Here is a 23,605-nt window from a genome sequence, read left to right as displayed (position 1 = left end):
TTCGCGACGTATCCATGCGACACGGATCGCTGCCATGTAGACAGGACGGCATGCCCCGGGCGCACGCAGTCCCGCCCTCGACGATCAAGGACACGCAGGATGAGCATCGAACGCAGCGACGAGATTCTTCAGTATCTCAAAGACAAGTCGATCGTGGTGGAGACGTTCGAACACCCGCCCGTGCATACGGTGGAAGAGTCGCGTGCGCTACGCGGCGACATTCCCGGCATTCACACCAAGAACCTGTTCCTCCGCGACGGCAAGAAGCGGTTCTTCCTGTTCGTCACCGACGAAGCCGCGACCGTTCACCTGAAGTCGCTGGCAAAGACGATCGGCGCCAAGGGCGGGCTGTCATTTGGAAGCGCGGAAGCCCTGAAGGAATTGCTTGGGATCGAACCGGGATCGGTCTCGATCCTGGCGCTCTACAACGATGCCAATCAGGCGGTCACTCCCGTCATCGATGCGCGCTTACGATCGGCGGAGCGCATCAATTGCCACCCCGTCATCAACAGCCGCACGACATCGCTGTCGGTCGGTGCACTCGACGCATTTCTTGCTGCGATCGGCCGCGAAGCGCAGTTCGCGACGCCAGAAGAGCCGCCGTCCGCCGGCTGACCCTCCTGCGCCGCACCGGCCGACCTGATCTGGCCGCAACAATCTGGGGCTTCTCGGTTCCCAGCCGACGCCCCGAACGTCGCGCACCAGGCGAGACGCTTCGCCGCCCTTGCGCGCGCGGCAATGTATTTTTAGGATCAGTCCGTCGCAAATGCCTGCCCCGGCGCGCTGGAGGTATGTAATGATGCGACATGGGTCCGTTTTGGAGCATCGTCTCGCGGCGATCACCCGGATTGCCATTCGACCATATGGTGAATGCGAAGGCAGGGGTGATGCAACCAAAGGTCCGTCCGCTGCGCGTTGGCTTCATTCTGACCAAGAATTTCACGCTGACTGCGTTGGCCAGCTTCGTGGACGTGCTGCGTCTCGCCGCCGACGAAGGCGACAACAGTCGGCCGATCCGCTGCCAGTGGCACATCATGGCCGACACCGACGAGCCGATCCGTTCGAGTTGCGGTCTGCTGATGTATCCGAATTCCCGGTTCCTCGATCCGCGCGAGCTCGATTATGTCGTCGTCGTGGGTGGCCTGCTGCATCAGGGCCCGCAGATCGATGACAAGATCAAGCGCTATCTGCTGGAGGCTGCGAACACCAAGGTCGATCTGATCGGCGTCTGCACCGGCAGTTTCGTGCTGTGGCGTCTAGGCCTTCTCAACCAGAAAAAGTGCTGCATCAGTTGGTACCACTATCGCGATTTCCTGGAGGAATTCGGCGAGACACTCCCGGTGGCCGACCAGCTCTTCGTCATCGACGGCAACCGCATCACCTGTTCGGGCGGCATGGGCGTTGCCTACCTCGCCGCCCATATCGTGGAACAACGCATGGGCCTGTCGAGCGCGCAGAAGGCGCTCCACATCATGTTGATCGATCGCATGAAACCCGGATCTTCGGCTCAATCGGCGCCGCCGACCGAATTTGCCGAGACCGACGGACGGATTTCGCGCGCGCTGCTAATGATGGAGCAGAACCTATCAGCGCCGCTGTCTGTCGCGCGACTGGCCGGCAAGGTCAGTCTGAGCACGCGGCAACTGGAGCGCCTTTTCAAAGAGGAAACTGGACAGTCGCCGCAGGCGACATATCTGCGGCTGCGCCTGAAACATGCACGGTGGATGTTGAAGACCGACCTATCGCTGGCCGCAATCGCCGCCGAAACCGGCTTCGTCGACGGTTCGCATCTCAGCAAGGCGTTCAAGGCCGCCTTCAATACCAACCCGTCCGAGGAACGCCGCAGAATAATCGGTCAATCCCACGGGCAAGATGCCGGCGAAGGTCGGCGTATATTCAGTCTGGCTTAGGCGGCACTTGTTATGGTCATGCACTCCGACGACCTGATCATTCGCCCGGCTGAGCCGGCAGACCGGGCAGACATCTGGTCGGTCATCGAGCCGACCATTCGTGCAGGCACGACCTACGCCCTGGACCCCCTGATGACGAAGGACGATGCTTTGTCCTACTGGCACGGTCCGGATAAACGAACCTTCGTTGCCGTGCGCCAAGGTCAGATCGTGGGATCTTATTATGTGCGCGCCAACCAGGACGGTGGTGGCAGCCACGTGGCCAATTGCGGCTACATGACGCTGGCGAGCGCGCAAGGCGGCGGTGTGGCGCGCAATATGTGCCTACACTCGCTCGACTATGCCAGAAGCTCCGGATTTCGCGCGATGCAATTCAACTGTGTCGTCAGCAACAATATACGTGCGGTGAAACTCTGGACCACGCTCGGCTTCGCGATTGTCGGGCGGCTGCCTGAGGCTTTTCGGCTTCCGACTGGCGAATATGTTGATGCCCTTGTGATGTTTCGTAAGCTTGACGCTCAATAACGGCATTGCGAGGCGCACAAGACATAGATAGAGCCATGCGTACTACCCGTGTGCACCAAACGGGAAGCAAAAGCCTCTTACTTCCAATGACCCATTGATTTCATTGCGATTTTTATCTGGTTGGCGGAGAGGGGGGGATTCGAACCCCCGATGGGCTTGCACCCATGCCGCATTTCGAGTGCGGTACAATCAACCACTCTGCCACCTCTCCAAGGCGCCAAGACCCACGGTCGCCCGTGGGTGGTTGCGCGGAGTTCTAGGCGAGGATGGCGGGCCAGACAAGACGGGCAGAGCGGAAAATCCGCACCCAATTGCCCGCAGAGCCGCAAAAGCTGGCTCTAGCTAGCGCGTAGACTAGGAAGCCAGCCTTTTCGTTGCAGATTCGCAGCGGCAACGCACGCTATGGTTGGACGCGCGGCATGACGAGCCATGGCGGCGCCAGGATGATTCGCCGACGGATGCATGCACTCGGCCATTGGCCGAGGCGGCAACGGGACGCTCAACGGTCCTGCTCAATCCTTGTCTTTCTTCGCTTTCTTGTCGTCCTTCTCTTTCTTGCGGTTGGTGAAGCGAGCATTGCCCAGCCCCGTTCCGATCGTCAGCACGCCCCATCGTTCGAAGTCCTGCATAAAAGGGACTTCACTGAGGCCTTGGACAACGCCGTCGTTGTGCATGAGCACCGCAGTATCGTGATCCCCGATTGTGGGAATGCCTTCGGCGAGCAAGGCCGGCAGGTTGAACTTGCTGCTTTCCCAATTACCCGGAAGATTCTGCGCTCCCTTCGCGATGGTGCCGTCTTCGTTGATCACCCCCGGGCACGAGATGCCGATGAACGGCGCCAGCTTGAGGCCTTCGTTGTCGGCGGCGGAGATCAGATCCTTCAGCATCTTCACCAGCCGTTTGACGGCGCCTTCACGCGTCGGCTCGTCATCGGCATGTCTCCAGAGATCGGATTTCCACACCGAGGCCTTGGAGAGATCCTTCGATTTCTTCCATGCGGTTTCGACCACACCGCAACGGATGTTGGAGCCGCCGATGTCGACCGCAAGAATGCTGTCGTAACCTTCGAAAATCCATGACGGCGCCAGATGCAGGCAACCGATCAGGCCGGCTTCATCTGGATGAAACCGGATCGGCACCAACGCAACCTTGAGATCCTCGGCCTTGAGGATGATGTCCGTGCGCGCAATAACAAGTTCCCCGACACGACTCTGGCGGAAACCGCCGCCGACCACGATGCATTCCGTATCTGCCCAGGCCTTCGTCTTGAAGAAGCGCTGCGTGACATAAGCCAGCTCCCGCGCGAATTCTTCGATCGCACCATGGACGAGTGCAGCCGCGGCCACATCGTCGCCAAGCAGGATTTCGTCGAGGCTGGATTTACTGATCTCGTTGGCAGCCTTTTTGCCGAGCGGATCGTCGCCGTTTTTCTTCAATGGCTTTCTGAGATCATCCAGTATGCGCTGAAAAGCGCCCTTGCTGGCGCGGTCACCGAGAAAGCCGTTGTCGTCCTTCAGCTCGATGTTGAACGTGTCCACATCAACGGACGGCAGCCGCTTGGCACCGTGATTGCCGATGCCTACGGTCGTCATTGTGTCTTCAGCCATATTGCCCCTGCCAGACTAGAACCGCATGACAATGCCCCGGGAGCCGGTTTGTTTCATCGCCCCGCCGGGATGATCGTACCGCTCCCCTTTTGCGTCGGTCCCGCGAGCCGGTTTCAATGAAACCGGTAGAACATCCTTAACTAACCAACAGGGCAGCAACCCAAGCCACTACCTTTCTGCGATCGACCTAACAGTAAATTTATCAGCTCAGGTAATTATCTCCGCATTCATACGGGTGCGTATTCATGCTGAAGTCATTCCTCGGGCTATCGTTCCTCAGGCTAATTGATCGTTTTCGCTGCGACCGACGCGGCAATGTCGCGATCATATTCGCGATCACATGCATCCCCCTTATTTCCATGGTGGGCGCCGCGGTCGATTATACGCGTGCACTACAGATCAGATCCCAACTGCAAGCCGCCCTTGATACTGCGAGCGTCGGCTCCATCGTGCAGAAGTCTGCTGCATTCATTACCGCAGGTTCGATGGCAGCGGACGGCCCCGTCCCCGGGGGCGACGTCGACGCAATCAATATTTTCAAGGGCAACACATCAGGCAGGACCGGCTTCACGCTGACCAGCACGACAGCGACCGTCAATCGCGCCAACGGCGTCGTGACGGCCACTATGCAATTCTCGGCGGATGTGTCGACCAGTCTCACATCCGTCATGGGCTTTTCCAAAATGACCGTTACCGGCAGTTCTGTCGCGACGGCGACGATGCCGAATTACATCGATTTCTATCTGCTGCTCGACAATTCGCCATCCATGGGCGTCGGCGCAACACCGGCCGACGTGGCTCTGATGGTCAAGAATACGTCGGACAGCTGCGCCTTTGCCTGCCACGACCTCAACAACAGCAACAACTACTACAAACTCGCCAAGACACTTGGCGTGATCACGCGCATCGACGTGCTGCGTACGGCCACCCAGAAGTTGATGGATACCGCGGCCAGTACGCAGACCTATTCCAACCAGTTCCGCATGGCGATCTACGACTTCGGCGCGGCCGCCTCGACGTCCGGTTTGAGAGCCCTGTTCACATTGTCGTCCGGCCTCTCAAGTGCGAAGACGGCGGCCGGAAACATCGACTTGATGACGGTGAACGGCCAGAACGACAACAACGATCAGGACACCGGCTACAGCGCTATATTCCCGGCGATCAACACCGCCATCAGCGCCCCCGGAGCCGGTACAGCCGGTGCACCGCTCAAATATCTCTTCTTCGTATCCGATGGCGTGGCTGACGAATACAATCCCGGCAACTGCCTGAAACCGACGACTGGTGGACGATGCCAGTCGCCGATCAATCCAGCGCTTTGCACCACGTTGAAGAATCGCGGCATCAAGATTGCCGTGCTTTACACGACCTACCTCGCACTTCCGACCAATGCCTGGTACAATAGCTGGATCGCACCATTCAACGCTGGTCCTTACGGACCTTCACCCAACAGCCAGATCGCCAGCAATATGCAGAGCTGCGCTTCGCCAGGCTTCTATTTTGAGGTCAGCCCGACCCAGGGCATCTCGGACGCGATGACAGCGTTGTTTCAGCGTGCCGTTGCCGATGCCCGCGTGAGCCGCTAGCCGGCGCAACGACCGAGCAAGTCGGCTAGCTCCGCGAGATCGACTGCGTGATTCATCTTCAAGATCACGCACGACACTGCACTGTGGCGAATGCTCATTCGCTCGCGCTTTCCTTCAGGCTTTCCAGCAGCAATTGCGCCGGCCGACTCAGGCCCTTGTCGCGCACGGCGACGACGAATTGCCGCTTCGCCCAGTCATTGCTGAGCGGGATGACCTTCAGCCCCAGCGTCTGCTGGATCGTGGACGCTTCTTCCTGCGGAATGATCGCGACGGCCAGTTGCGCCGCGACAATGCGATAGGCGGCATCCACGGTGGAAACCTGAATGCGGTAGCGCATCTGCTTGCCGGCCGCAGCCGCGACGCTTCGCTGCATGGTTTGCATGATGCTCCGCGCGACGATATCGACATGCTCGAAGTCGATCGTATCCTCGAACGACACTGACGTGCGTTTCGCAAGCGGATGATCGGGGTGCACCACCACCGCGAGATGATCGCGGTGATAGGGAAACGTCTTGAGGCCGCGCAGGTCAACCGCATCCCAGCAGACGCCGATATCGGCGCGCCCTTCCTCGACTCCGCGGACGACCTCCCAGATCTCGCGCTCTTCCAGACTGACGCGCACGTCGCGATAGCGCTTGGCGAACAGGCTGATATCTTCCGGCAGCACCTGGGCCACCGCCGATTTCGAGGCGAACACCCGCACATGGCCCTGCACACCATCGGCGAAAGCGCCGAGTTCGGCCTGCATCCGGTCGAGCAGTTGCAGCGACTCGCGTGCGTAACGCCACAGCGCTTCACCGGCCGCCGTCACCGTGACACCGCGTCGGCCGCGCTCAAGCAACTGGACGCCAGCTTCTTGCTCCATCTGACTGATACGCTTGCTCACCGCTGAGGGCACGATGGCCTCGCGCTTTGCGGCATTGGCGATATTGCGCTCCTCGCAGACAGCGATGAACAGGCGGAGTGAAATTGGATCGAAGCTTTGCATGGGACGTCCGGGATGGCACCAGCCATCTTATCTCGGAACTGCTCTGATGAAAAATGACCATTTCAGAGATGGCTAAGAGAGGCGTATGCCTCTCCGCAAGCCCGTCTCACCCCAGCCGCAGGAGCGCCTCATGCGCATCATCGACATCCGGGAGCGCACCGCTCCGATCGCCTCCCCCATCGCTAACGCCTTCATCGACTTCAGTAAAATGACCCTGAGCCTGGTCGCCGTGGTCACCGACGTGATCCGCGACGGCAAACCCGTGATCGGCTACGGCTTCAACTCCAACGGCCGCTACGGTCAGGGCGGCCTGATCCGCGAGCGCTTCGCGCCGCGCATTTTAGAAGCCAAGCCCGACAGCCTGATCGACGCCTCGGGCAACAATATCGACCCGCACAAGGTGTGGGCCACCATGTTTACCAACGAGAAGCCGGGCGGCCACGGCGAGCGCTCAGTCGCGATCGGCACCATCGACATGGCGGTGTGGGATGCGGTCGCCAAGATCGCGGGCAAGCCACTGTTCCGTTTGCTCGCCGAACGCTATGGCACCACCGCTGACCCGAAGGTCTTCGTCTATGCCGCGGGCGGTTACTATTATCCCGGCAAGGGTCTCGAAGGCCTCGCCTCGGAAATGAAGGGCTATCTCGATCGCGGCTACAATGTCGTGAAGATGAAGATCGGCGGCGCGCCGCTGGCCGATGACTGCAAGCGCATCGAGCATGTGCTGAAACTGCTTCCAGCAGGGGCTAAACTCGCTGTCGACGCCAATGGCCGCTTCGATCTCGACACGGCCGTCGCCTACGCCAAGGCACTGCGCGAATACGACCTGTTCTGGTACGAGGAAGCCGGCGATCCGCTCGATTACGAGCTGCAGGCAAAGCTCGCCGAGCATTATCCCGGCCCGATGGCCACCGGCGAAAACCTGTTCTCGATGCAGGATGCGCGCAACCTGATCCGCTATGGCGGCATGCGCTCGGACCGCGACTGGCTGCAATTCGACTGCGCGCTGTCTTACGGCCTCGTCGAATATCTCCGCACGCTCGAAATGCTGAAGAGCTACGGCTGGTCCTGGCGCCGCTGCATCCCCCATGGCGGCCACCAGATGTCGCTGAACATCGCGGCCGGTCTCGGCCTCGGCGGCAACGAGTCCTATCCGGACCTGTTCCAGCCCTATGGCGGGTTCCCGGATGGCGTGAAGGTGATTGATGGCCACATCACCATGCCGGAACTCCCGGGCATCGGCTTTGAGGGCAAGTCCGACCTGATCAAGGAAATGCACAGCCTGGCGTCGTGAGGGCGACCGAGAGGCTAAGCCTCTGATTTGGAGAACAAAACTCAGTCATGGCCGGACCTGACCCGGCCATCAACCTTTCCGCCATTCCGTCCGAAGATGGATGCCCGGGTCATCTAGCGAAGCTCGCTTCGCGCTGCCCGGGCATGACGACTAAAGGCAGGTGCCCGAAAAACGGGGCGGCAGGTTAAATGGTACGCTCGATCGCAGGCACCGAACCATTCGCCAAGACTCTGTTTTTGGCTCGCTTTTCGCCCGTCTTTCCTTGACTCTCCGCCTTCACCCTCTATAAAGCACGCTTCGGCGCAAGCTTTGCTTGGCGCCGATTGTTTTTGCGTGGGGTCGCAACGTCGGCCAGAAAACGCAGAAATTCGCGATTTCCTAGAAGTCGCGGTGAACCCTTATCGACTGAACAAGAAGCCGTCCCGGATCTGATCCGAGGATGGGATCGAACACGAAGGAATATAACGATGTTCGCAGTCATCAAAACCGGCGGCCGGCAATACCGCGTCGTTCCGGATGATGTGCTCGAGATTGGCAAGATCGCCGGCGATGTCGGAACGATCGTGCAGCTTGGTGAAGTTCTCGTGCTGGGCGGTGATACGCCTGTGCTCGGCCTCCCCCTAGTGGCTGGTGCGTCGGTTGCGGCCGAAGTGCTCGACCACAAGCGCGGCCCCAAGGTCATCTCTTTCAAGAAGCGCCGCCGCAAGAATTCGAAGCGCAAGCGTGGCTACCGTGACGAACTCACGATGATCCGCATCACCGAGATCCTGGCCGACGGCAAGGCGCCGACGATCGGACCTCGCCCGAAGCGTGAGAAGCCGGTCGTGGCCGCTCCGGTTGATGGCGACGAAGCTCCTGCCAAGAAGGCGCCGGCGAAGAAGGCCGCTGCTCCGAAGGCAGCCGCCGCCAAGCCTGCTGCAGCCAAGAAGCCGGCTGCGAAGAAAAAGCCCGCCGCGGAATAAGCCGCTGCGAAAAGTTGACAATCTGTGAGACAATTCCTTCAAGGAATTGATCTAGAACTTATCGAGATCGGAGACGGGCTATGGCTCATAAAAAAGCAGGCGGTTCATCGCGCAACGGCCGCGATTCGGCTGGCAAGCGCCTCGGCGTGAAGGCGTTCGGCGGCGAACGCGTGATTCCCGGCAACATCATTGCGCGTCAGCGCGGCACGACTTGGCACCCCGGCCTTAATGTCGGCATGGGCACAGACCATACCCTGTTCGCCAAAGTCGAAGGCCACGTGGAGTTTCGCGCCAAATCGAACGGCCGCACTTTCGTATCGGTACTCCCGATTACTGAAGCCGCGGCCGAATAAACGGTGGACACATTGGAGTCCGCCGGGTCCTGTTGAACCGGCGGAGCGCCAAAATTGGGCTCCAGGGGAGGCGGGAAACCGGCCTCCCCTTTTCGTTTGGTGCGTCGCTTCGGGGCGCACACAGGAGCCCGAGATGTTGCAGGATATTCCGACGCCGACGTTGAGAGAAACCAGAGGCTGCGTCCTCGAGACCGAACGGCTGGCCTTGCGCAAGCCGACACTCGCGGACGTAAAAGCCATCGCGCTTCTCGCCAATGATCGCCGCATCGCCGAGATGACGCGTCGCCTGCCCTTCCCGTATCAGCAGGATCACGCAGTCGATTTCGTCAATTCGCTGAGCGGCACGGCAAGCGACAGCGTGTTCCTGATCGAACTCGATCGTCGTCCCATCGGCGTGGTCGGAATCGACTGGCGCGAAGCCGAATCGCCCGAGCTCGGCTACTGGCTCGGCGTCGATCACTGGGGCCAGGGTTTTGCGACCGAGGCCGCACGTGCCGCGATCGATTACGCATTCGACGAATTCGATATCGATCACCTGATCTCCGGTGCGCGCGTCGCCAATCCGTCGTCGCGCAACATCCTGGAGAAGTGCGGCTTCCAGTGGAGCGGTGTTCAACTGCACCGCTTCGAAGCGATCGGCTCGTCAACACCGGTCGACTGCTTCAAGCTGACAAGGGGCGTGTGGAGTTCGCTGAAGAACTGGGGAACGTCGACGCGACGGTGAACGACTCTTACTTCCCCTCTCCCCTGCGCGAAGCGAAGCTTCGCTAGGCGGGAGAGGGGACAGGCTCTCGTTCCATGGCTCTCCCTCTCGCGTCTCGAACCCGCTTCGCGTGTTCGATCCACCCTCTCCCACGGCGCGCAGCTTCGCTGCGCTGGGGGAAAAGAAGCATCACACCGCTGGCGGTACTTCGTCGGCGATCTTTCCGAGCTGCTGCTCGCGCAGGAAGATATAGAGCCCTGCTGCGATGATGACCGCTGCACCGATCAGCGTGGCCCACGACGGCAATTCGCCGAACACGAGATAGCCGAAGATCACCGCCCAGATGATCATCGAATACTGATACGGCACCACAGTGCTCGCCGGCGCCAGCTTCAACGAGCGATTGACGCAGAGCAGCGCGCAGACCGAGACAACGCCCGCCAGAAAGAACAGGCCGAGATCGCGCAGATCGGGCGTCACCCATCCGAACGCCGTGAAGACCGCGCCGAAAGTAAACGTGCCGATAAACTGGGTCGTCGCGAGCACGACGTCCGGCGCGGAACGCAACGAGCGGGTGATGAGCATCAGCGCGGCGAAGGACAGGCTGCCGCCGAGCGCGATCAGCGCCGGCCATGTCACCGTCTGCGCCGACGGCTGCAGCGCGATCAGTACACCGCAGAAGCCGACGAAGATCGCGCTCCAACGCCGCCAGCCGACAGATTCGCGGAGAAATATCGCGGAGCCCGCGGTGACGAAGATCGGACAGGCCAAATAATAGGTGATGACATCCGCCAGCGGCAGATAGGCCGCCGCCCAGAAGAACGCCGCGACTTCCAGTGTCGACAGCACCACGCGAATGAGCTGCAGACCCGGCCGATCGAGCTGCAGGAAGTCCGCACGATGCCGCCAGATCGACGGCGCCAGCAGCGCCAGCGCTGCGCAGGCCCGCAGCAGCATCAATTGCCCGACCGAATAGGTGCCGACGAGGAATTTGCCGATCGCATCGCCGCAGGAGAACATGCTGATGCCCAGGAGCATCAGGCCGATACCGGCCAGCCGGGCGGCACGATTGTCGGCTGCGGTCGAAATGGTCGCAAACATGCCTATATGAGCCTGTAGGAAAGTCGCGGAATGCGCACGCTTGGTTAACGGCAAGATGAGTCGTTTAGGACGTCACCTGATGCGCAGCAAGGCCCCCAAATAAGGGCTTTTCACGATGCTCCGGCGACGAAGTGGTTGCCGCGACCACCCCCCTGCGATACGGATACGCTATGAAATTCCTCGATGAAGCCAAGGTTTACATTCGCTCCGGCGACGGCGGAAACGGCTGCGTGGCCTTTCGCCGCGAGAAGTATATCGAGTTCGGCGGTCCCTCCGGCGGCAATGGCGGCCGCGGCGGCGATGTCATCATCGAAGTGGTCGACGGCCTCAACACGCTGATCGACTATCGCTACCAGCAGCACTTCAAGGCGCCGCGCGGCACCAATGGTATGGGCAAGGACCGCCATGGCGCCAATGGCAAGCCGATCACGCTCAAAGTTCCGGTCGGCACGCAGATCATCGATGAGGATCGCGAGACGCTGATCCACGACTTCACCAAGCTCGGCGAGACCTATGTGCTGGCCGAAGGCGGCAATGGCGGCTTCGGCAATGCGCATTTCAAGTCATCGACCAATCGCGCCCCGCGCAATGCCAATCCCGGCCAGCCCGGCGAAGAGCGCTGGATCTGGCTGCGGCTGAAACTGATCGCGGATGCGGGCCTCGTCGGATTGCCCAATGCCGGCAAGTCCACTTTCCTGTCCAAGGTCAGCGCTGCGCGGCCGAAGATCGCGGACTATCCGTTCACGACGCTGCATCCGCAGCTCGGCGTCGTTGATGTCGATGCGCGCGAATTCGTGCTGGCCGACATTCCCGGCCTGATTGAGGGCGCGCATGAAGGCGCCGGCCTCGGCGATCGCTTCCTCGGCCACGTCGAGCGTTGCCGCGTGCTGTTGCATCTGATCGATGCGACCTGCGAACATGCGGGCAAGGCCTACAAAACCGTCCGCGCCGAACTCGATGCCTATGAGGGCGATCTTGCCAACAAGGTCGAGATCGTCGCGCTCAACAAGATCGATGCGGTCGAGCCGGACGAGTTGAAGAAGCAGAAGGACCGGTTGAAGCGCGCTGCGAAGCAGACGCCGCTGCTGATCTCGGGCGCAACGGGCGAAGGCGTGCCGGACGCATTGCGTGCGCTCGTTGCAGTGATCGGCGAGGCGCCGGTGTCGGACAAGGCCAAGAGCGCAGCGCAGTCTGCGCCATGGGCGCCGGCGACGAGCTGATCTGCCTCTCACGTCCGTCCAAGCATCACACGTCCTGCCAAAGCCCACATCATGTCGCGCCCCGAGCTGAAGAACTTTCGCCGTATCGTCGTCAAGGTTGGCTCGTCGCTGCTGATCGATTCCGCGGCCGGCGAAGTCAGGGCCAAATGGCTTGCGGCGTTGGCCGCCGATATCGCCAAGCTGCATGCGGACGGTCGCGACGTCCTCGTGGTCTCATCAGGCTCGATCGCGCTCGGCCGCAGCCGCCTCAAATTGCCACGCGGTCCGCTGAAGCTCGAAGAGAGCCAGGCCGCCGCTGCCGTCGGGCAGATCGCGCTGGCGCGCATCTGGTCGGAAGTACTGGGCCATCACGGCATCGGTGCCGGACAGATTCTCGTGACGCTGCAGGACACCGAGGAACGTCGTCGTTACCTCAATGCGCGCTCGACCATCGGCAAACTGCTGGAATGGCGCGCGGTGCCGGTCATCAACGAGAACGACACGGTGGCGACCAACGAGATCCGCTATGGCGACAATGATCGCCTCGCGGCGCGCGTCGCGACCATGGCATCCGCCGATCTGCTGGTGCTGCTGTCGGATATCGACGGGCTCTACACCGCACCACCCGGCGCCAATCCCGATGCGAAGCTGATTCCCATCGTCGACAGCGTCACTGCCGAGATCGAAGGCATGGCGGGCGCTGCCGAGAGCGAATTGTCGCGCGGCGGCATGTACACCAAGATCGAAGCTGCCAAGATCGCGACCACCGCGGGCACGCATATGATCATCGCGTCCGGCAAGGTCGAGCATCCACTGCAGAAGATCGCCGATGGCGGCCTGTGTACCTGGTTCCTGACTCCTGCAAATCCCGTCACTGCGCGCAAACGCTGGATTGCGGGATCGCTGGAACCGAAGGGCACGCTGACCATTGATGCAGGTGCGGTCGCCGCGCTCCGTGCCGGCAAGAGTCTTCTGCCTGCCGGCGTCATCAAGGTGGAAGGTGACTTCGCACGCGGCGACGCCGTTATCGTGCGTGGACCGGACACGCACGAAATTGGCCGCGGCCTCGTGGCTTATGACGCAGACAATGCTGAGAAGATCAAAGGCCGCTCATCTCCGGACGTGATGATTATTCTTGGGATCAGCGGCCGCGCCGAAATGATCCATCGCGACGATCTCGTGATTTCGGGATCACGAAGTTAAGCAGCGACGCTCGCCTGAATGACATAACGCGCAATCCGTAAACTTGGCGCCGGACGCTCGCCATCATTGCGCCATTCCCGCGTACTTCGTTGCGCGCCATAGAATCAGATAGCCAATTTTTAGGGAGGCCCATTTCATGACCCGACTTTTGATCGTCCCGTTCCTGCTGATCGCAACGTCCGCTTTCGCGCAGGGCGGTAACACATCAGCCAATCAGTCGGCCTGCTCACGCGACGTCTCGCGCTTCTGCCGCGCCAAGATGAACGATGGTGACATGGTCGTGCTCAGCTGCCTCAAGGAAAACCGTTCGAAGCTCAGCAAGGCCTGCGCGAAAGTTCTCGCCGAGAATAATCAATAGCGCGACTAGCGTTTTCGAGCGAAGTGAGCACCGGTTCGCGTCAGGAAAACGCGTCAAGATAAGAAGCTCTAACCGCTGCTGCCGGCCGGCGTCGCGACAGGAAGCACCTCGGTCGCCGCGCGATCGGGCGTATCATCCTTCCAGCGCACCGAACCGAACGGCCGCTCCAGCATGCGACGCACGCGAACCGGATCCGGCCCCAGATGATAGTCCGCCGCGCGCTGATACAAAGCGCGCTCGGATTGCGTCGAACGATTACGCTGGCGCAGGAAATCGAGCCAGGTCGGGCAGTGGTAGCGCTCGGTCCACAATTCGGGATCGGCGATATCGCGCGCGATGGACCACCCATAGGCGCCGTTGCGCTGGCGCGAGAGCTGCACGTCCTGCATCACGCCGTGGAACGCCCGCGCGCTTTCCTGATCCACGCGATATTCGATCTCCACCACCAGCGGACCACTGCGCGCGGTCAATTGCAGCTGCACTTCCGGATCTTCAAGACGCTCCGCATCCTCGTCGCGCGCGCCGGTCGGCGGCATCCGTAGGAACAGGCCAAACAGCGGCGAAAGAAACATCGCTCCGCCCGACACCAGCAATGCCGCTTCGACGCCGACCGTGTCTGTGAGATGCCCCCAGCCCCAACTACCAATCGCGATGCCGCCGGCAATCGCAGCCTGAAATGCCGCGAGCGAACGTCCGGCGACCCAGCGCGGCGCCGAGAGCTGTACGCCGATATTGAACAGCGCGACCGCCAGCATCCAGACCGAGCCGGCCACCACCAGCGCCGCCGCCGTGATGACCGGCTCGCTGCTGACCGCCACGACGGCAATCGCGACGCCCATGATCAGCGCACAGGCCCGGATCGAACTTTCGCCGCTCAGATGCTTGCGAACATGCCCAATATTCATTGCGCCGATCACCGCACCCATGCCGAAAGCTCCGAGCATGATTCCGTAGGTCTGCGCGCCGCCATGCAGCAGGTCGCGCGCAACCAGCGGCATCAGCGCCGAGACCGAACCACCGCAGATGCCGGTGATCAGCGTGCGCGTCAGCACGATCTTGATCGACGGCGAATTAGCAATGTAACGCACGCCGGACACGATGGCCCGGCTCAGCCGCTCACGCGGCAGCCTGGAAACATCGACCTTGCGACGCCACAGGAACAGCACCACCAGCAACGGGATGTAGAGCACCGCATTGGCCGCGAAGGCTGCGACGGCACCGGCGGTGGCGACCACGATGCCGCCGATCGCCGGGCCGAAACTGCGCGCGATATTGTAACTGATGCCGTTCAGTGCCACGGCGGATGGCAGCACCTCCGGCGGCACCTGCTCGCCGACCGAGGATTGCCAGGCCGGTCCGAACAGCGCCATGCCGCTGCCGATGATGAAGCAGAAGGCGAGCAGGATGTTCGGCGTGATGTGACCGGTCCAGTCCAGCATGGTCAGTACGCAGGCGCCGACCAGCGACAGCACCAGCGAAGCCAGCGACACGACACGGCGGTCATACATGTCGGCCACGGCGCCCGCCGGCATCGAGATCAGCATGATCGGCAGCATCAAGGCGGTCTGCACCAGCGCCACCTTGTCGGCCGACGCGGTCATCTGCGTCATGGCCCAGGCAGCGCCCACGCTCTGGATCATCAGGCCCAGATTGGACAGCAGGCTGGCGAGCCAGATCCGCCGGAACACCGCAAACCGCAGCGGGGCGGCAATGCCGTCGGAGGGAAGAACCACTGGTTTCGCTGCTTCGGCCATCATCGTCCCGTCGTCTGCTGCAGATAGCGACTGCAGGGCCATGCGGGTCTGATTCCCCGCGGGCACATCAAGTTGATGCCTGCGAAACGCGCTGTCTGTCCAGTGCCTGCTCCGCTATCACAGCGGCAAGCACCGGACGTGTGCAGATAGAGGGAGACCAGCCATGGCGCTGTCGCGACGGACCATCCTCACGAGCGCAGCCATGCTGCCGCTGGCTGCCCATGCGCTCCGTTTCGAAGCCGCAGCACAGACGGGCCCCGGCGCAGCGGCTGGTTCCGACATTCCCCCGATCCTGTTCGTCCACGGCAATGGCGACCACGCGGCGCTCTGGATGACGCAGATCTGGCGCATGGAAACCAATGGCATCCCGCGCAACCGGCTGATGGCGCTCAATTTCACCGATCCGCTGGCGCGTTCCGACGATGCTGTGGCGCAGCAGGGCCGCTCCTCCACCGAAGACCAGCGCCGCGAACTCGGCGAAGCCATCGCGGAACTGAAAAAGCGCACTGGTGCTGCGAAAGTGGCGCTGGTCGCCAATTCGCGCGGCGGCAATGCGGTGCGCAATTACATCAAGAATGGCGGCAGCGCCGATGTCAGCCACGCCGTCCTATGCGGCACCCCCAATCACGGCGTGTTCGACGGGACCGATAGTCCCGGCAGCGAATTCAATGGCCGCAGCCCGTTCCTCAAGAGCCTCAATCCCGACGAAGGCCCTGAGGTGACTGAAGGTACCGCCTTCCTCACCCTCCGCAGCGATGGCATCGACAAATATGCGCAGGCCGACGGTCGCCTGCTCGGCAAGCCGGGCGTGGCCACCGGCGTCACCGCCGATGGTCCGGCGCTGCGCGGCGCCACCAATCTCGTCCTCGGCGCCATCGATCATCGCGAGACGGGCTTTCACCCTCGCGCCTTCCGCGAGATCTACAAATTCATCGTCGGCCGCGAGCCCGTGCGGATCGATATCGCGCCGGAAGCTGAGGTGAAAATCAGCGGTCTCGTCACCGGCACGCCCGGCGGCGTGCCCACCAACCGGCCGGTCGCGGATGCCCTGGTCGAGGTGTACCGCGTGGCGCCGGACACTGGCGAGCGGATCGGGGCAGCGCTCCATTCGGCCCGCACATCCGCCGATGGCCGCTGGGGTCCGGTTCGGGTCGATCCGGCCTGGCCTGTTGAGATCGTGCTGACATCGGCCGGAGCGCCGATCACGCATTCCTATCGCTCGCCATTCCCCCGCTCGTCCGAGGTCGTGCATCTACGCGCCGGCCGGCCGCTGGGACCCACCGATGCCAATGCCGGTGCAGTGGTGTCGATGTCGCGCGTCCGTGGCTATTTTGGATTACCGCGCGATGTCGTGCTGCTCGACGGCAAGGAGCCGACCGACGTGAAAGCAGGCGTGCCCACGGATTCGCTCTCGACTATCCGCCTTCCGGCCACGGACATCGGACGTCCGGTGGCAGCGCTGTTCAATCAGGAGCGGATCGTGGCGCGCGCCTGGCCGGCGTCGGAAAACCGGATCACGGTGGCGGAATTCACCGAATAGATCACGCCAACTCGCGCGCCTCAGCGGTCTGGCTTTCTATATAACCGCTTTGCTGACTTCCCTGCGCGTCTCCGGTCAGATCGCATGAGGCATTGTTCGAAATCGCAAAGAGCCCCGCCATGTGCGGGGCTCCTTCGTTATTCTGTTATCGCAGCAACAGTACCAGGATGATGAGGGGAAGCGGGATTCCGAGTAGCCACAGAAGAATGGGCATGGTTGTCTCCTTTGATTGGGGTTAACGACGCTTCTTCCAGGTCCCGTCACGAAGCCCGCCACCTTCCGTCGCGGCAAGGCTGGCGGAGAAGGCGCCGATCAGCAGCGACGCCGTGAGCCAGAATGCGAGCTGCATCGCGGCCTTGCGTGCGGCATCCACCGCGGTCTTCGCATCGTTGATGACTTCAGTGACGCGCTTGTCGGCATCTGCCTCGCTCAGACCGGTGCGGCTGGCGACAACCTTGTTGACGTAGCTGCGGTCGGCAGGCTTGAGCTCTCCACCACGGAAACTGGCAGCCATCACACGTGACAGTTCACCACGCGCTTCCGCGCTGGTGCCATCGGCCGACGGCGTCGTCGGACGCAGCAGCGAATCCAGGTAGCCATCGCTCGGACCTGACTGGGCTGCAGCAGCGGTTGCACCGGCAGCAACACCCGACGCGGCTCCGCTCAGCAAAGTGGTTGCTGGAGATGCCAGCAGGATCGCTCCCAAAACCGTCGCGAACGACCAGGCCAGGAATCCATGCGCGGTGTCACGAAAGTAGACTTCGTCCGAATGCACGCCGATCCAGCGCGACCGCAGACGGCCGGCAATATAACCACCGAGCGATGACGAGATCATCGCGATGACGATCAGGTAGATACCGGTCGTGACCTTGAACGTGGTCGCGGAGGCGCCGGCACTTGCCCACGGAGACACGACAGACAGACCGAGACCTGTGCCAACGGCAATCAGGACGAGCGTCAGTGCGAGCGAAACCACGGCACCGGCTGCAACCGCAGCCCACGATACGCCGGAGGTTTGCGGTTCGTCGACGCTTACATTGGGTTGGACGACAACGGTATCGATCATTTTAAATCCTCAGGCCGGTCCGATATGGAGCCACTGCCTCCCTAATGTGCATGCGTGAGTATCGTTCCGAGGGATGCGCCCGCTGGACCGCAATATTGGTCGATGCGTGCGTTGCGGCCACGCTTTCCATCGACGCCTCCATGGCGCGCGGATGGACGCCTGCTATAATGACGAGACGCTCCGGTCCCTGGATCAATTGCGAGGCCCATCGTGAGCATTGCCGAGGTCTACGATTTCTCCGCTGCGCGAGCGCCCCTGGTGCCGCCGAGCCCGCCACGTGCGCCCGAGAACATGGGTGCGCTGGGGCGTATGTCGGCGATGCGCCGCAGCGCTATCGAGACCTGGGGCCAGCGCGCCTATGAAGATGACATCATCAACGGCCGTTTTTTCGGCCATGCCAGCTTCATCCTCAACGACCCCGATGCGATCCGCCATGTTCTGGTGGACAATTATGAGAACTATACCCGCACGCCCGCTGCATTCCGCGTGCTGCGGCCGATGCTCGGCGAGGGCCTGCTGCTCGCCGAAGGCCGCACCTGGAAACACCAGCGCCGCACCCTGGCGCCGGCTTTCACGCCGCGCGCGGTGACGACTTTGGTGCCGCACATGATCTCGGCCGTCGACGATACGCTCGCCGATTTACAGTGCGCCGAGGGCAAGCCGGTGGATCTTCGCGCGATCATGCAGCGGATGACGCTGGAGATCGCAGGCCGCACCATGTTCTCCTTCGGCATGGCCGAGCATGGCGCGAAGCTGCGCGACTTCGTGATGGAATACGGCATGAACCTGGCACGGCCGCATTTCCTCGATCTGCTGCTGCCGCTGGGCTGGCCGACGCCGCAGGATATCTCGCGCGCCTTCTTCCGCAGACGCTGGACGAGATTCGTCGGCGAGCTGATGACCGCACGTCGCGCCGCCGGCAAGAACGACGACGCGCCGCGCGATCTGTTCGACCTGATGGTGGCCGCGCGCGATCCGGAAACCGGCGCATCCTTCACCGATGGGCAGCTCGGCGATCAGGTGGCGACGATGATCCTCGCCGGACATGAGACGACGGCAACGGCGCTGTTCTGGGCGCTGTATATGCTGACGCTCGATCCGGCGACCCAGGAGCAGGTCGCGGCCGAAGCCCGTGCCGCCAGCGCGAGCGGCACATTCGACATCGAGCATCTGAAGTTCACCCGCGCGGTGATCGATGAGACCATGCGGCTCTATCCGCCCGCCTTCCTGATCGCACGCGCCGCCGCGGGCCCTGATCGTCTGGCTGGCCAGTCCGTCGCCAGCAAGGACGTGATCCTGATCGCGCCCTGGCTACTGCATCGGCACGAGAAATTGTGGCACGAGCCCAACGCCTTCATGCCGTCCCGTTTCATGCCCGGCGCGACACCGCCGGACCGCTTCGCCTATCTGCCTTTCGGCGTCGGTGCCCGGGTCTGCATCGGCGCGCATTTCGCGCTTGTCGAGGCCACATTAGCGCTGGCGAAAATCATCGGCGCGATCCGCGTCGAGCTACCGGATAAAGCACCCGTCATGCCTATCGGCGTGGTGACGACACAACCGGATCGCTCGCCAATGTTCCGCATTGAGCGGCGCTGACGTTATTTCAGCACGCCCTCTCCTCACGCCTTCCCCGTTACCCCGCGCGCTCATGGCACGCGGGCGGAACGACAAGTTGAAGCGCTGCGGCAAAGCCCTGTCTTGGACGTAGCGACTATTTGGCCTAAACTGATGCCATGAGTGATGTTCAGGCACTATTCGCGACATTGAACCAGGCGACCGATCCGGCCGTAGCCGATGCCATTGCACAACTGATCCGCGACGGCGCGGACCACGAACTCAATCGTATCAACGTGCTGGATTTTGCGGCACGCCGCGGCCTGAACGAAGAGCGCGTCATTTCCGGCTTCCTGCATGCCTCCCGCCTCGGCCTATTCGACCTGACCTGGAATGTGTTGTGCCCGGGCTGCAGCGGCGTCCTCGATGCCCACAGCACGCTGAAATCGCTGCGCCATGACGACTACCATTGCGGGCTCTGCGCCTGCGGCTATGAAGCGTCGGTTGACGAGCAGGTCGAAGTGGCGTTCACGGTCGCACCGCGCGTCAGGCACATCGCTGCACACGACCCCAATACGCTGCCGCTCTGGGAATACTTCAAGCAGGTGTTCTGGAGCTCCGGCGTCGATCTCAATCAGGAATCGTTTGCGTCACTCACCGATGAAGTGACACTGGACGCAATGGAATTGCCGGCGCATGAAAAAGCGGTGATGTCGCTGCACCTGCCGTCGGAATTCGTCATCGTGTTCGAGCCGGTAACCCATGCCGCGCAGTTCATTGACGTGCAGGGCGAGCCGACCAAGGAACGACAGCATTTGTCGCTGATCTACAACCGGCAGCATACACCGACCGGCACTATCACGCTGCAACCCGGACCGTTGCGATTGTCCCTCGAGAACCAGACCGAGGTGCGCGTGCTGCCATCGGTATTTGTCGCGGCCGAGGGCCTCCATCACCTGATCGGCAAGCGCAAGCCGTTCCTCACGGCCAAGCGGATACTCACCAACCAGACCTTTCGCGATGTCTACAAGGCCGACAACCTCAATATCGATCAGCGGCTGAAGATTACCTCGCTGACCTTCCTGTTCACCGACCTCAAGGGCTCGACCGCCTTGTATGAGCGCGTCGGCGATCTCGCAGCCTTTGATCTGGTGCGTGCGCATTTCCACGCACTGCTGGAGATCATTGCGTCGGAAGCCGGTGCCGTCGTGAAGACCATCGGGGATGCCGTCATGGCGACCTTTACGCGGCCCGAACAGGCGCTGGCCGCGGGTCTGCGCATGCGCGCCGCGATGGAGCGACTGAACGAGGAGCGCGGCACCAAGGACCTCGTGGTCAAAATCGGTATCCATGAGGGACCCTGCCTCGCTGTGATGCTGAACGAGCGGCAGGATTACTTTGGCCAGACCGTCAATATCGCTGCCAGGGTGCAGGGCCTATCAACCTCGCAGGCGATCCATGTCACCAGCCCGGTGATATCGGCGCTGGCCGTGGAAGCTATTCTGCGGAAGGCCGAAATCACGCCGATCCAGAAGCACGCCGCCTTGCGCGGCATCGCCGACAAGATCGTGGTCTATGAGATTCCGTGACACGAGATCCCATAAAACCTCCGATCGTCTCAATTGTTACTTAACTGTCATCAGTGCTTCGGGAACCCGGCCGCATTGCATGCGTTCCATTTTCGCGCCACAAAGCACGAGCGCTTTCGCCGCATGGCAGCCCGCTCGATCATCTGGTTCAAGGAATAATGCTGGAAAAACTGCGCCAATTCATTGCCGACGTGGTGTCTCCCGATGCGCACGAAAATCAGGCATTCGACGATACCGGCTTCCGTCTTGCCGCCACGGCGCTGATGCTTCACGTCATCTCGCTGGACGGTGAGCCCTCAGCTATCGAGAGAGCCAAGTTGCACAGCCTGATCGAGTCGCGTTTCGAGCTCGATCCCGGCACGGCTGACAGGCTCATCTCGGCTGCCACCCTCGTCGAAGGCGAGGCCGTCGATCTCTATCACTTTACGAGCGTCATTATGCGCGTGGTCGACGAGCCCGGTCGTGTCCGTCTCGTCGAGATGATGTGGCAGCTGGTCTATGCTGACGGCCGCGTCAGTGAGTTCGAGGAAAATGTGGTCTGGCGCGCAGCCGACTTGCTTGCAGTTTCATCACGTGACCGGATGGAGCTCAAACGACGCGTGGCGGGCGGTACGGCCACAACGGATACGACTGTCTGAGCAGGCGCAGCCCCGACCGGCAAATGACGGCACCACGACGCATAACCAAAGTTTAATGCGCGGTCCCCGATAATTCATGCCACTGCTACACGCTCGGGAACTGGAGGTCCTACGGTACTCCGGTGGTCATTCCGACTTGCACATCACGGGTATCCCTATTACGCCTGTAGATGCATGCAAATCGTCCTCACGTATTTTAAGAGTACCTTATTGTGACTGAGCGCGTGACGTTAATAACCGGAGCCTCGGCCGGAATTGGCGCCGAGTTCGCGCGCATCTTCGCCGCGAACAAGCATCGCGTCGCTCTGGTTGCACGCCGTGCCGAGCGTCTGAATGCACTGGCAGCTGAAATCACTGCTGCCGGTGGTGCTGCGCCCATCATCATTCCCTGCGATCTCGAACAGCGCGACGCCTGCGCCCAGATCGCGGCTGCCCTCGCTGCTGCCGATGTCGAGGTGGAGTACGTCGTGAACAATGCCGGCTTCGGCATGTTCGGTCGCGCGATCGACATGGACCGCGATCGGCAACTCGGCATGCTTGAGGTCAATGTGCGCGCACTGACGGATCTGTCGCTGCGCTTTTCCGAGAGCCTGATCCGCAACAAGGGCGGCATTCTCAATCTCAGCTCGATCGCGGGTTTTTTGCCGGGTCCCGGAATGGCCGTGTACTACGCCAGCAAGGCCTATGTGCTGTCCTTCACCGAAGCGCTGCGCCAGGAGCTCGGCTCAAAGGGTGTGCGCGTCACCGCATTGTGCCCCGGACCGGTGCCGTCGGAATTCCAGGCGCGCGCCGGATTCACGCCGGGCCTCGACTCGGCGATCCTCAATGTCTCGGCGGCTGACGTCGCCCTGCTGGGCTATCAGGGCCTGATGGCCAATAAGCGCACAGTTTTCCCCGGCCTCGGCATCAAGATCGTGCCGCTGCTGCTGCGGCTTTTTCCGCGCGGCTTCATCGCGGGGGCGGTGGCAAGGTTGCAGTTGAGACGGGTGTGAATCCGGTCCGCCTACGCCCTGCGGGCTTCGGCGAGACATCCTTCGTTTGCTTCGCTTTTTATGGTCGGGAGGGTGGCTTGCCGAGCCGGAGCTTGCGAAGCAAGCGAAGGATGGTGGAGCCAGGCGGGATCGAACCGCCGACCTCGTCATTGCGAACGACGCGCTCTCCCAGCTGAGCTATGGCCCCGATACGAACCGGGTCGCCCATGCGATCCGATCAGCAATCGGCGCCATTTACAATCCCCGTTAACGGCAAGTCAAGAACGTCGCAAAAGCGCGGTTTTCCGGCACTTTTCGCCCGGAACTTCCCTTGTTTGAGGGGGGCTGAACCGATATTTAGCGGACAGTCGAATCCGCGACCTAACCCGCGAGCCATCCCCGCCATGCGCGCCGTTCTCGATATCGTGCTGATCATTCTCGATCTCTATGTCTGGCTGCTGATCGCCTCGGCGATCCTGTCCTGGCTGATCGCCTTCAACGTCGTCAACACCCGCAACCAGTTCGTCTCCGCGATCGCCGAATTCCTGTTCCGGATCACCGAGCCCGTGCTGGCGCCGATCCGCAGGATGCTGCCGAGCCTCGGCGGCCTCGATATCTCGCCGATCATCCTGATCCTGATCATCATGTTCCTGCAGCGGGTGATCACCTACTACATCTATCCCAGCGTCTTCTGATCGGCCGCC

Annotated in this window: 22 protein-coding genes and 2 tRNA genes; 17 read left to right on the top strand and 7 right to left on the bottom strand. The window is 61.7% G+C overall.

Annotated features, from left to right (window positions below):
• The first annotated feature begins 99 nt into the window (after window positions 1-99).
• The 3 genes from AB8B02_RS26115 (at window position 100) to AB8B02_RS26105 (ending at window position 2,435) form a co-directional block, all read left to right on the top strand.
• Complete coding sequence (locus AB8B02_RS26115; protein WP_175369494.1) at window positions 100-615, top strand: prolyl-tRNA synthetase associated domain-containing protein; 516 nt, start codon at window positions 100-102, stop codon at window positions 613-615.
• 191 nt (window positions 616-806) lie between these two features.
• The gene (locus tag AB8B02_RS26110; RefSeq protein ID WP_115030417.1) at window positions 807-1,910 is read left to right on the top strand and encodes a GlxA family transcriptional regulator; all 1,104 of its coding nucleotides are present in this window, start codon (window positions 807-809) and stop codon (window positions 1,908-1,910) included.
• A 33-nt stretch (window positions 1,911-1,943) separates the two neighbouring features.
• Window positions 1,944-2,435, top strand: coding sequence for a GNAT family N-acetyltransferase (locus AB8B02_RS26105; protein WP_309943825.1), 492 nt, complete (start codon window positions 1,944-1,946; stop codon window positions 2,433-2,435).
• A gap of 121 nt (window positions 2,436-2,556) precedes the next feature.
• Here AB8B02_RS26105 and AB8B02_RS26100 read toward each other — a convergent pair.
• Together AB8B02_RS26100 and AB8B02_RS26095 are read right to left on the bottom strand one after the other, a co-directional pair.
• Window positions 2,557-2,646: transfer RNA gene (locus AB8B02_RS26100), tRNA-Ser, on the bottom strand.
• 301 nt (window positions 2,647-2,947) lie between these two features.
• Window positions 2,948-4,042 carry an ROK family protein gene (locus tag AB8B02_RS26095; protein WP_439065542.1) on the bottom strand — a complete coding sequence of 365 codons (1,095 nt, stop codon included), beginning with the start codon at window positions 4,040-4,042 and terminating at the stop codon, window positions 2,948-2,950.
• Between the two features lie 245 nt (window positions 4,043-4,287).
• On the opposite strand from AB8B02_RS26095, the gene AB8B02_RS26090 reads away from it, so the two are divergent.
• Entirely contained in the window at window positions 4,288-5,628 is a 1,341-nt protein-coding gene (locus tag AB8B02_RS26090) for a TadE/TadG family type IV pilus assembly protein (RefSeq protein WP_439065541.1), read from the top strand.
• 94 nt (window positions 5,629-5,722) lie between these two features.
• Here the strand turns inward: AB8B02_RS26090 and AB8B02_RS26085 are convergent, their stop codons facing one another.
• Entirely contained in the window at window positions 5,723-6,616 is an 894-nt protein-coding gene (locus AB8B02_RS26085) for a LysR family transcriptional regulator (protein WP_439065540.1), read from the bottom strand.
• A gap of 130 nt (window positions 6,617-6,746) precedes the next feature.
• On the opposite strand from AB8B02_RS26085, the gene AB8B02_RS26080 reads away from it, so the two are divergent.
• The 4 genes from AB8B02_RS26080 (at window position 6,747) to AB8B02_RS26065 (ending at window position 9,949) form a co-directional block, all read left to right on the top strand.
• Window positions 6,747-7,910 carry a mandelate racemase/muconate lactonizing enzyme family protein gene (locus tag AB8B02_RS26080; RefSeq protein WP_439065539.1) on the top strand — a complete coding sequence of 388 codons (1,164 nt, stop codon included), beginning with the start codon at window positions 6,747-6,749 and terminating at the stop codon, window positions 7,908-7,910.
• 467 nt (window positions 7,911-8,377) lie between these two features.
• Complete coding sequence (rplU, locus tag AB8B02_RS26075) at window positions 8,378-8,872, top strand: 50S ribosomal protein L21 (protein ID WP_068737819.1); 495 nt, start codon at window positions 8,378-8,380, stop codon at window positions 8,870-8,872.
• Between the two features lie 80 nt (window positions 8,873-8,952).
• Window positions 8,953-9,225 (top strand): 50S ribosomal protein L27, encoded by a 273-nt coding sequence (gene rpmA, locus AB8B02_RS26070; protein WP_068737821.1) that lies wholly within the window; start codon window positions 8,953-8,955, stop codon window positions 9,223-9,225.
• Window positions 9,226-9,358: 133 nt separating this feature from the next.
• Window positions 9,359-9,949 carry a GNAT family N-acetyltransferase gene (locus AB8B02_RS26065; protein ID WP_439065538.1) on the top strand — a complete coding sequence of 197 codons (591 nt, stop codon included), beginning with the start codon at window positions 9,359-9,361 and terminating at the stop codon, window positions 9,947-9,949.
• Between the two features lie 168 nt (window positions 9,950-10,117).
• Here AB8B02_RS26065 and AB8B02_RS26060 read toward each other — a convergent pair whose 3' ends face one another.
• Complete coding sequence (locus AB8B02_RS26060; RefSeq protein ID WP_093758225.1) at window positions 10,118-11,035, bottom strand: DMT family transporter; 918 nt, start codon at window positions 11,033-11,035, stop codon at window positions 10,118-10,120.
• Window positions 11,036-11,199: 164 nt separating this feature from the next.
• Between AB8B02_RS26060 and obgE the strand changes: the two genes are divergently transcribed.
• The 3 genes from obgE to AB8B02_RS26045 all read left to right on the top strand — a co-directional run bounded on the left by obgE (window position 11,200) and on the right by AB8B02_RS26045 (window position 13,789).
• The gene (gene obgE, locus AB8B02_RS26055; protein WP_120287811.1) at window positions 11,200-12,249 is read left to right on the top strand and encodes a GTPase ObgE; all 1,050 of its coding nucleotides are present in this window, start codon (window positions 11,200-11,202) and stop codon (window positions 12,247-12,249) included.
• A 51-nt stretch (window positions 12,250-12,300) separates the two neighbouring features.
• Complete coding sequence (gene proB / locus AB8B02_RS26050; protein WP_092140564.1) at window positions 12,301-13,431, top strand: glutamate 5-kinase; 1,131 nt, start codon at window positions 12,301-12,303, stop codon at window positions 13,429-13,431.
• A 136-nt stretch (window positions 13,432-13,567) separates the two neighbouring features.
• On the top strand, window positions 13,568-13,789 hold the full coding sequence (locus AB8B02_RS26045) for a cysteine rich repeat-containing protein (RefSeq protein WP_439065537.1): 222 nt from the start codon (window positions 13,568-13,570) through the stop codon (window positions 13,787-13,789).
• A 68-nt stretch (window positions 13,790-13,857) separates the two neighbouring features.
• Here AB8B02_RS26045 and AB8B02_RS26040 read toward each other — a convergent pair whose 3' ends face one another.
• Complete coding sequence (locus AB8B02_RS26040; RefSeq protein ID WP_184520112.1) at window positions 13,858-15,543, bottom strand: MFS transporter; 1,686 nt, start codon at window positions 15,541-15,543, stop codon at window positions 13,858-13,860.
• 163 nt (window positions 15,544-15,706) lie between these two features.
• Between AB8B02_RS26040 and AB8B02_RS26035 the strand changes: the two genes are divergently transcribed.
• Window positions 15,707-17,083 (top strand): hydrolase, encoded by a 1,377-nt coding sequence (locus AB8B02_RS26035; protein ID WP_439065536.1) that lies wholly within the window; start codon window positions 15,707-15,709, stop codon window positions 17,081-17,083.
• 235 nt (window positions 17,084-17,318) lie between these two features.
• On the opposite strand, the gene AB8B02_RS26030 is transcribed toward AB8B02_RS26035, so the two are convergent.
• Window positions 17,319-18,149, bottom strand: a complete 831-nt coding sequence (locus AB8B02_RS26030; protein WP_439065535.1) for a hypothetical protein — start codon at window positions 18,147-18,149, stop codon at window positions 17,319-17,321.
• A gap of 210 nt (window positions 18,150-18,359) precedes the next feature.
• On the opposite strand from AB8B02_RS26030, the gene AB8B02_RS26025 reads away from it, so the two are divergent.
• The 4 genes from AB8B02_RS26025 to AB8B02_RS26010 all read left to right on the top strand — a co-directional run bounded on the left by AB8B02_RS26025 (window position 18,360) and on the right by AB8B02_RS26010 (window position 22,922).
• On the top strand, window positions 18,360-19,745 hold the full coding sequence (locus tag AB8B02_RS26025) for a cytochrome P450 (RefSeq protein WP_439065534.1): 1,386 nt from the start codon (window positions 18,360-18,362) through the stop codon (window positions 19,743-19,745).
• A gap of 137 nt (window positions 19,746-19,882) precedes the next feature.
• Window positions 19,883-21,292, top strand: coding sequence for an adenylate/guanylate cyclase domain-containing protein (locus AB8B02_RS26020; RefSeq protein WP_089266543.1), 1,410 nt, complete (start codon window positions 19,883-19,885; stop codon window positions 21,290-21,292).
• 158 nt (window positions 21,293-21,450) lie between these two features.
• Window positions 21,451-21,930, top strand: a complete 480-nt coding sequence (locus AB8B02_RS26015; RefSeq protein ID WP_093757953.1) for a TerB family tellurite resistance protein — start codon at window positions 21,451-21,453, stop codon at window positions 21,928-21,930.
• Window positions 21,931-22,142: 212 nt separating this feature from the next.
• Window positions 22,143-22,922, top strand: coding sequence for an SDR family NAD(P)-dependent oxidoreductase (locus tag AB8B02_RS26010; RefSeq protein WP_089266539.1), 780 nt, complete (start codon window positions 22,143-22,145; stop codon window positions 22,920-22,922).
• A 111-nt stretch (window positions 22,923-23,033) separates the two neighbouring features.
• Here the strand turns inward: AB8B02_RS26010 and AB8B02_RS26005 are convergent.
• Window positions 23,034-23,109: transfer RNA gene (locus tag AB8B02_RS26005), tRNA-Ala, on the bottom strand.
• A 196-nt stretch (window positions 23,110-23,305) separates the two neighbouring features.
• On the opposite strand from AB8B02_RS26005, the gene AB8B02_RS26000 reads away from it, so the two are divergent.
• Window positions 23,306-23,596, top strand: coding sequence for a YggT family protein (locus AB8B02_RS26000; protein ID WP_068737841.1), 291 nt, complete (start codon window positions 23,306-23,308; stop codon window positions 23,594-23,596).
• Window positions 23,597-23,605: the final 9 nt, after the last annotated feature.

This window comes from Tardiphaga sp. 862_B3_N4_1 (genome assembly GCF_051811085.1).
In the GTDB taxonomy this organism is placed as follows: domain Bacteria; phylum Pseudomonadota; class Alphaproteobacteria; order Rhizobiales; family Xanthobacteraceae; genus Tardiphaga; species Tardiphaga robiniae.
The sequence above is the reverse complement of the archived record's forward strand: the minus strand, read 5'-3'. Positions and strand labels throughout refer to the sequence as shown.

What these genes read in the sequence shown, in the direction of transcription:
- AB8B02_RS26115 (WP_175369494.1), top strand. Translation starts at nt 100, where the DNA reads ATGAGCATCGAACGCAGCGACGAGATTCTTCAGTATCTCAAAGACAAG.
- AB8B02_RS26110 (WP_115030417.1), top strand. Translation starts at nt 807, where the DNA reads ATGGGTCCGTTTTGGAGCATCGTCTCGCGGCGATCACCCGGATTGCCA.
- AB8B02_RS26095 (WP_439065542.1), bottom strand. Translation starts at nt 4,042, where the DNA reads ATGGCTGAAGACACAATGACGACCGTAGGCATCGGCAATCACGGTGCC.
- AB8B02_RS26090 (WP_439065541.1), top strand. Translation starts at nt 4,288, where the DNA reads ATGCTGAAGTCATTCCTCGGGCTATCGTTCCTCAGGCTAATTGATCGT.
- AB8B02_RS26085 (WP_439065540.1), bottom strand. Translation starts at nt 6,616, where the DNA reads ATGCAAAGCTTCGATCCAATTTCACTCCGCCTGTTCATCGCTGTCTGC.
- AB8B02_RS26080 (WP_439065539.1), top strand. Translation starts at nt 6,747, where the DNA reads ATGCGCATCATCGACATCCGGGAGCGCACCGCTCCGATCGCCTCCCCC.
- rplU (WP_068737819.1), top strand. Translation starts at nt 8,378, where the DNA reads ATGTTCGCAGTCATCAAAACCGGCGGCCGGCAATACCGCGTCGTTCCG.
- rpmA (WP_068737821.1), top strand. Translation starts at nt 8,953, where the DNA reads ATGGCTCATAAAAAAGCAGGCGGTTCATCGCGCAACGGCCGCGATTCG.
- AB8B02_RS26065 (WP_439065538.1), top strand. Translation starts at nt 9,359, where the DNA reads ATGTTGCAGGATATTCCGACGCCGACGTTGAGAGAAACCAGAGGCTGC.
- obgE (WP_120287811.1), top strand. Translation starts at nt 11,200, where the DNA reads ATGAAATTCCTCGATGAAGCCAAGGTTTACATTCGCTCCGGCGACGGC.
- proB (WP_092140564.1), top strand. Translation starts at nt 12,301, where the DNA reads ATGTCGCGCCCCGAGCTGAAGAACTTTCGCCGTATCGTCGTCAAGGTT.
- AB8B02_RS26045 (WP_439065537.1), top strand. Translation starts at nt 13,568, where the DNA reads ATGACCCGACTTTTGATCGTCCCGTTCCTGCTGATCGCAACGTCCGCT.
- AB8B02_RS26040 (WP_184520112.1), bottom strand. Translation starts at nt 15,543, where the DNA reads ATGGCCGAAGCAGCGAAACCAGTGGTTCTTCCCTCCGACGGCATTGCC.
- AB8B02_RS26035 (WP_439065536.1), top strand. Translation starts at nt 15,707, where the DNA reads ATGGCGCTGTCGCGACGGACCATCCTCACGAGCGCAGCCATGCTGCCG.
- AB8B02_RS26030 (WP_439065535.1), bottom strand. Translation starts at nt 18,149, where the DNA reads ATGATCGATACCGTTGTCGTCCAACCCAATGTAAGCGTCGACGAACCG.
- AB8B02_RS26020 (WP_089266543.1), top strand. Translation starts at nt 19,883, where the DNA reads ATGAGTGATGTTCAGGCACTATTCGCGACATTGAACCAGGCGACCGAT.
- AB8B02_RS26015 (WP_093757953.1), top strand. Translation starts at nt 21,451, where the DNA reads ATGCTGGAAAAACTGCGCCAATTCATTGCCGACGTGGTGTCTCCCGAT.
- AB8B02_RS26000 (WP_068737841.1), top strand. Translation starts at nt 23,306, where the DNA reads ATGCGCGCCGTTCTCGATATCGTGCTGATCATTCTCGATCTCTATGTC.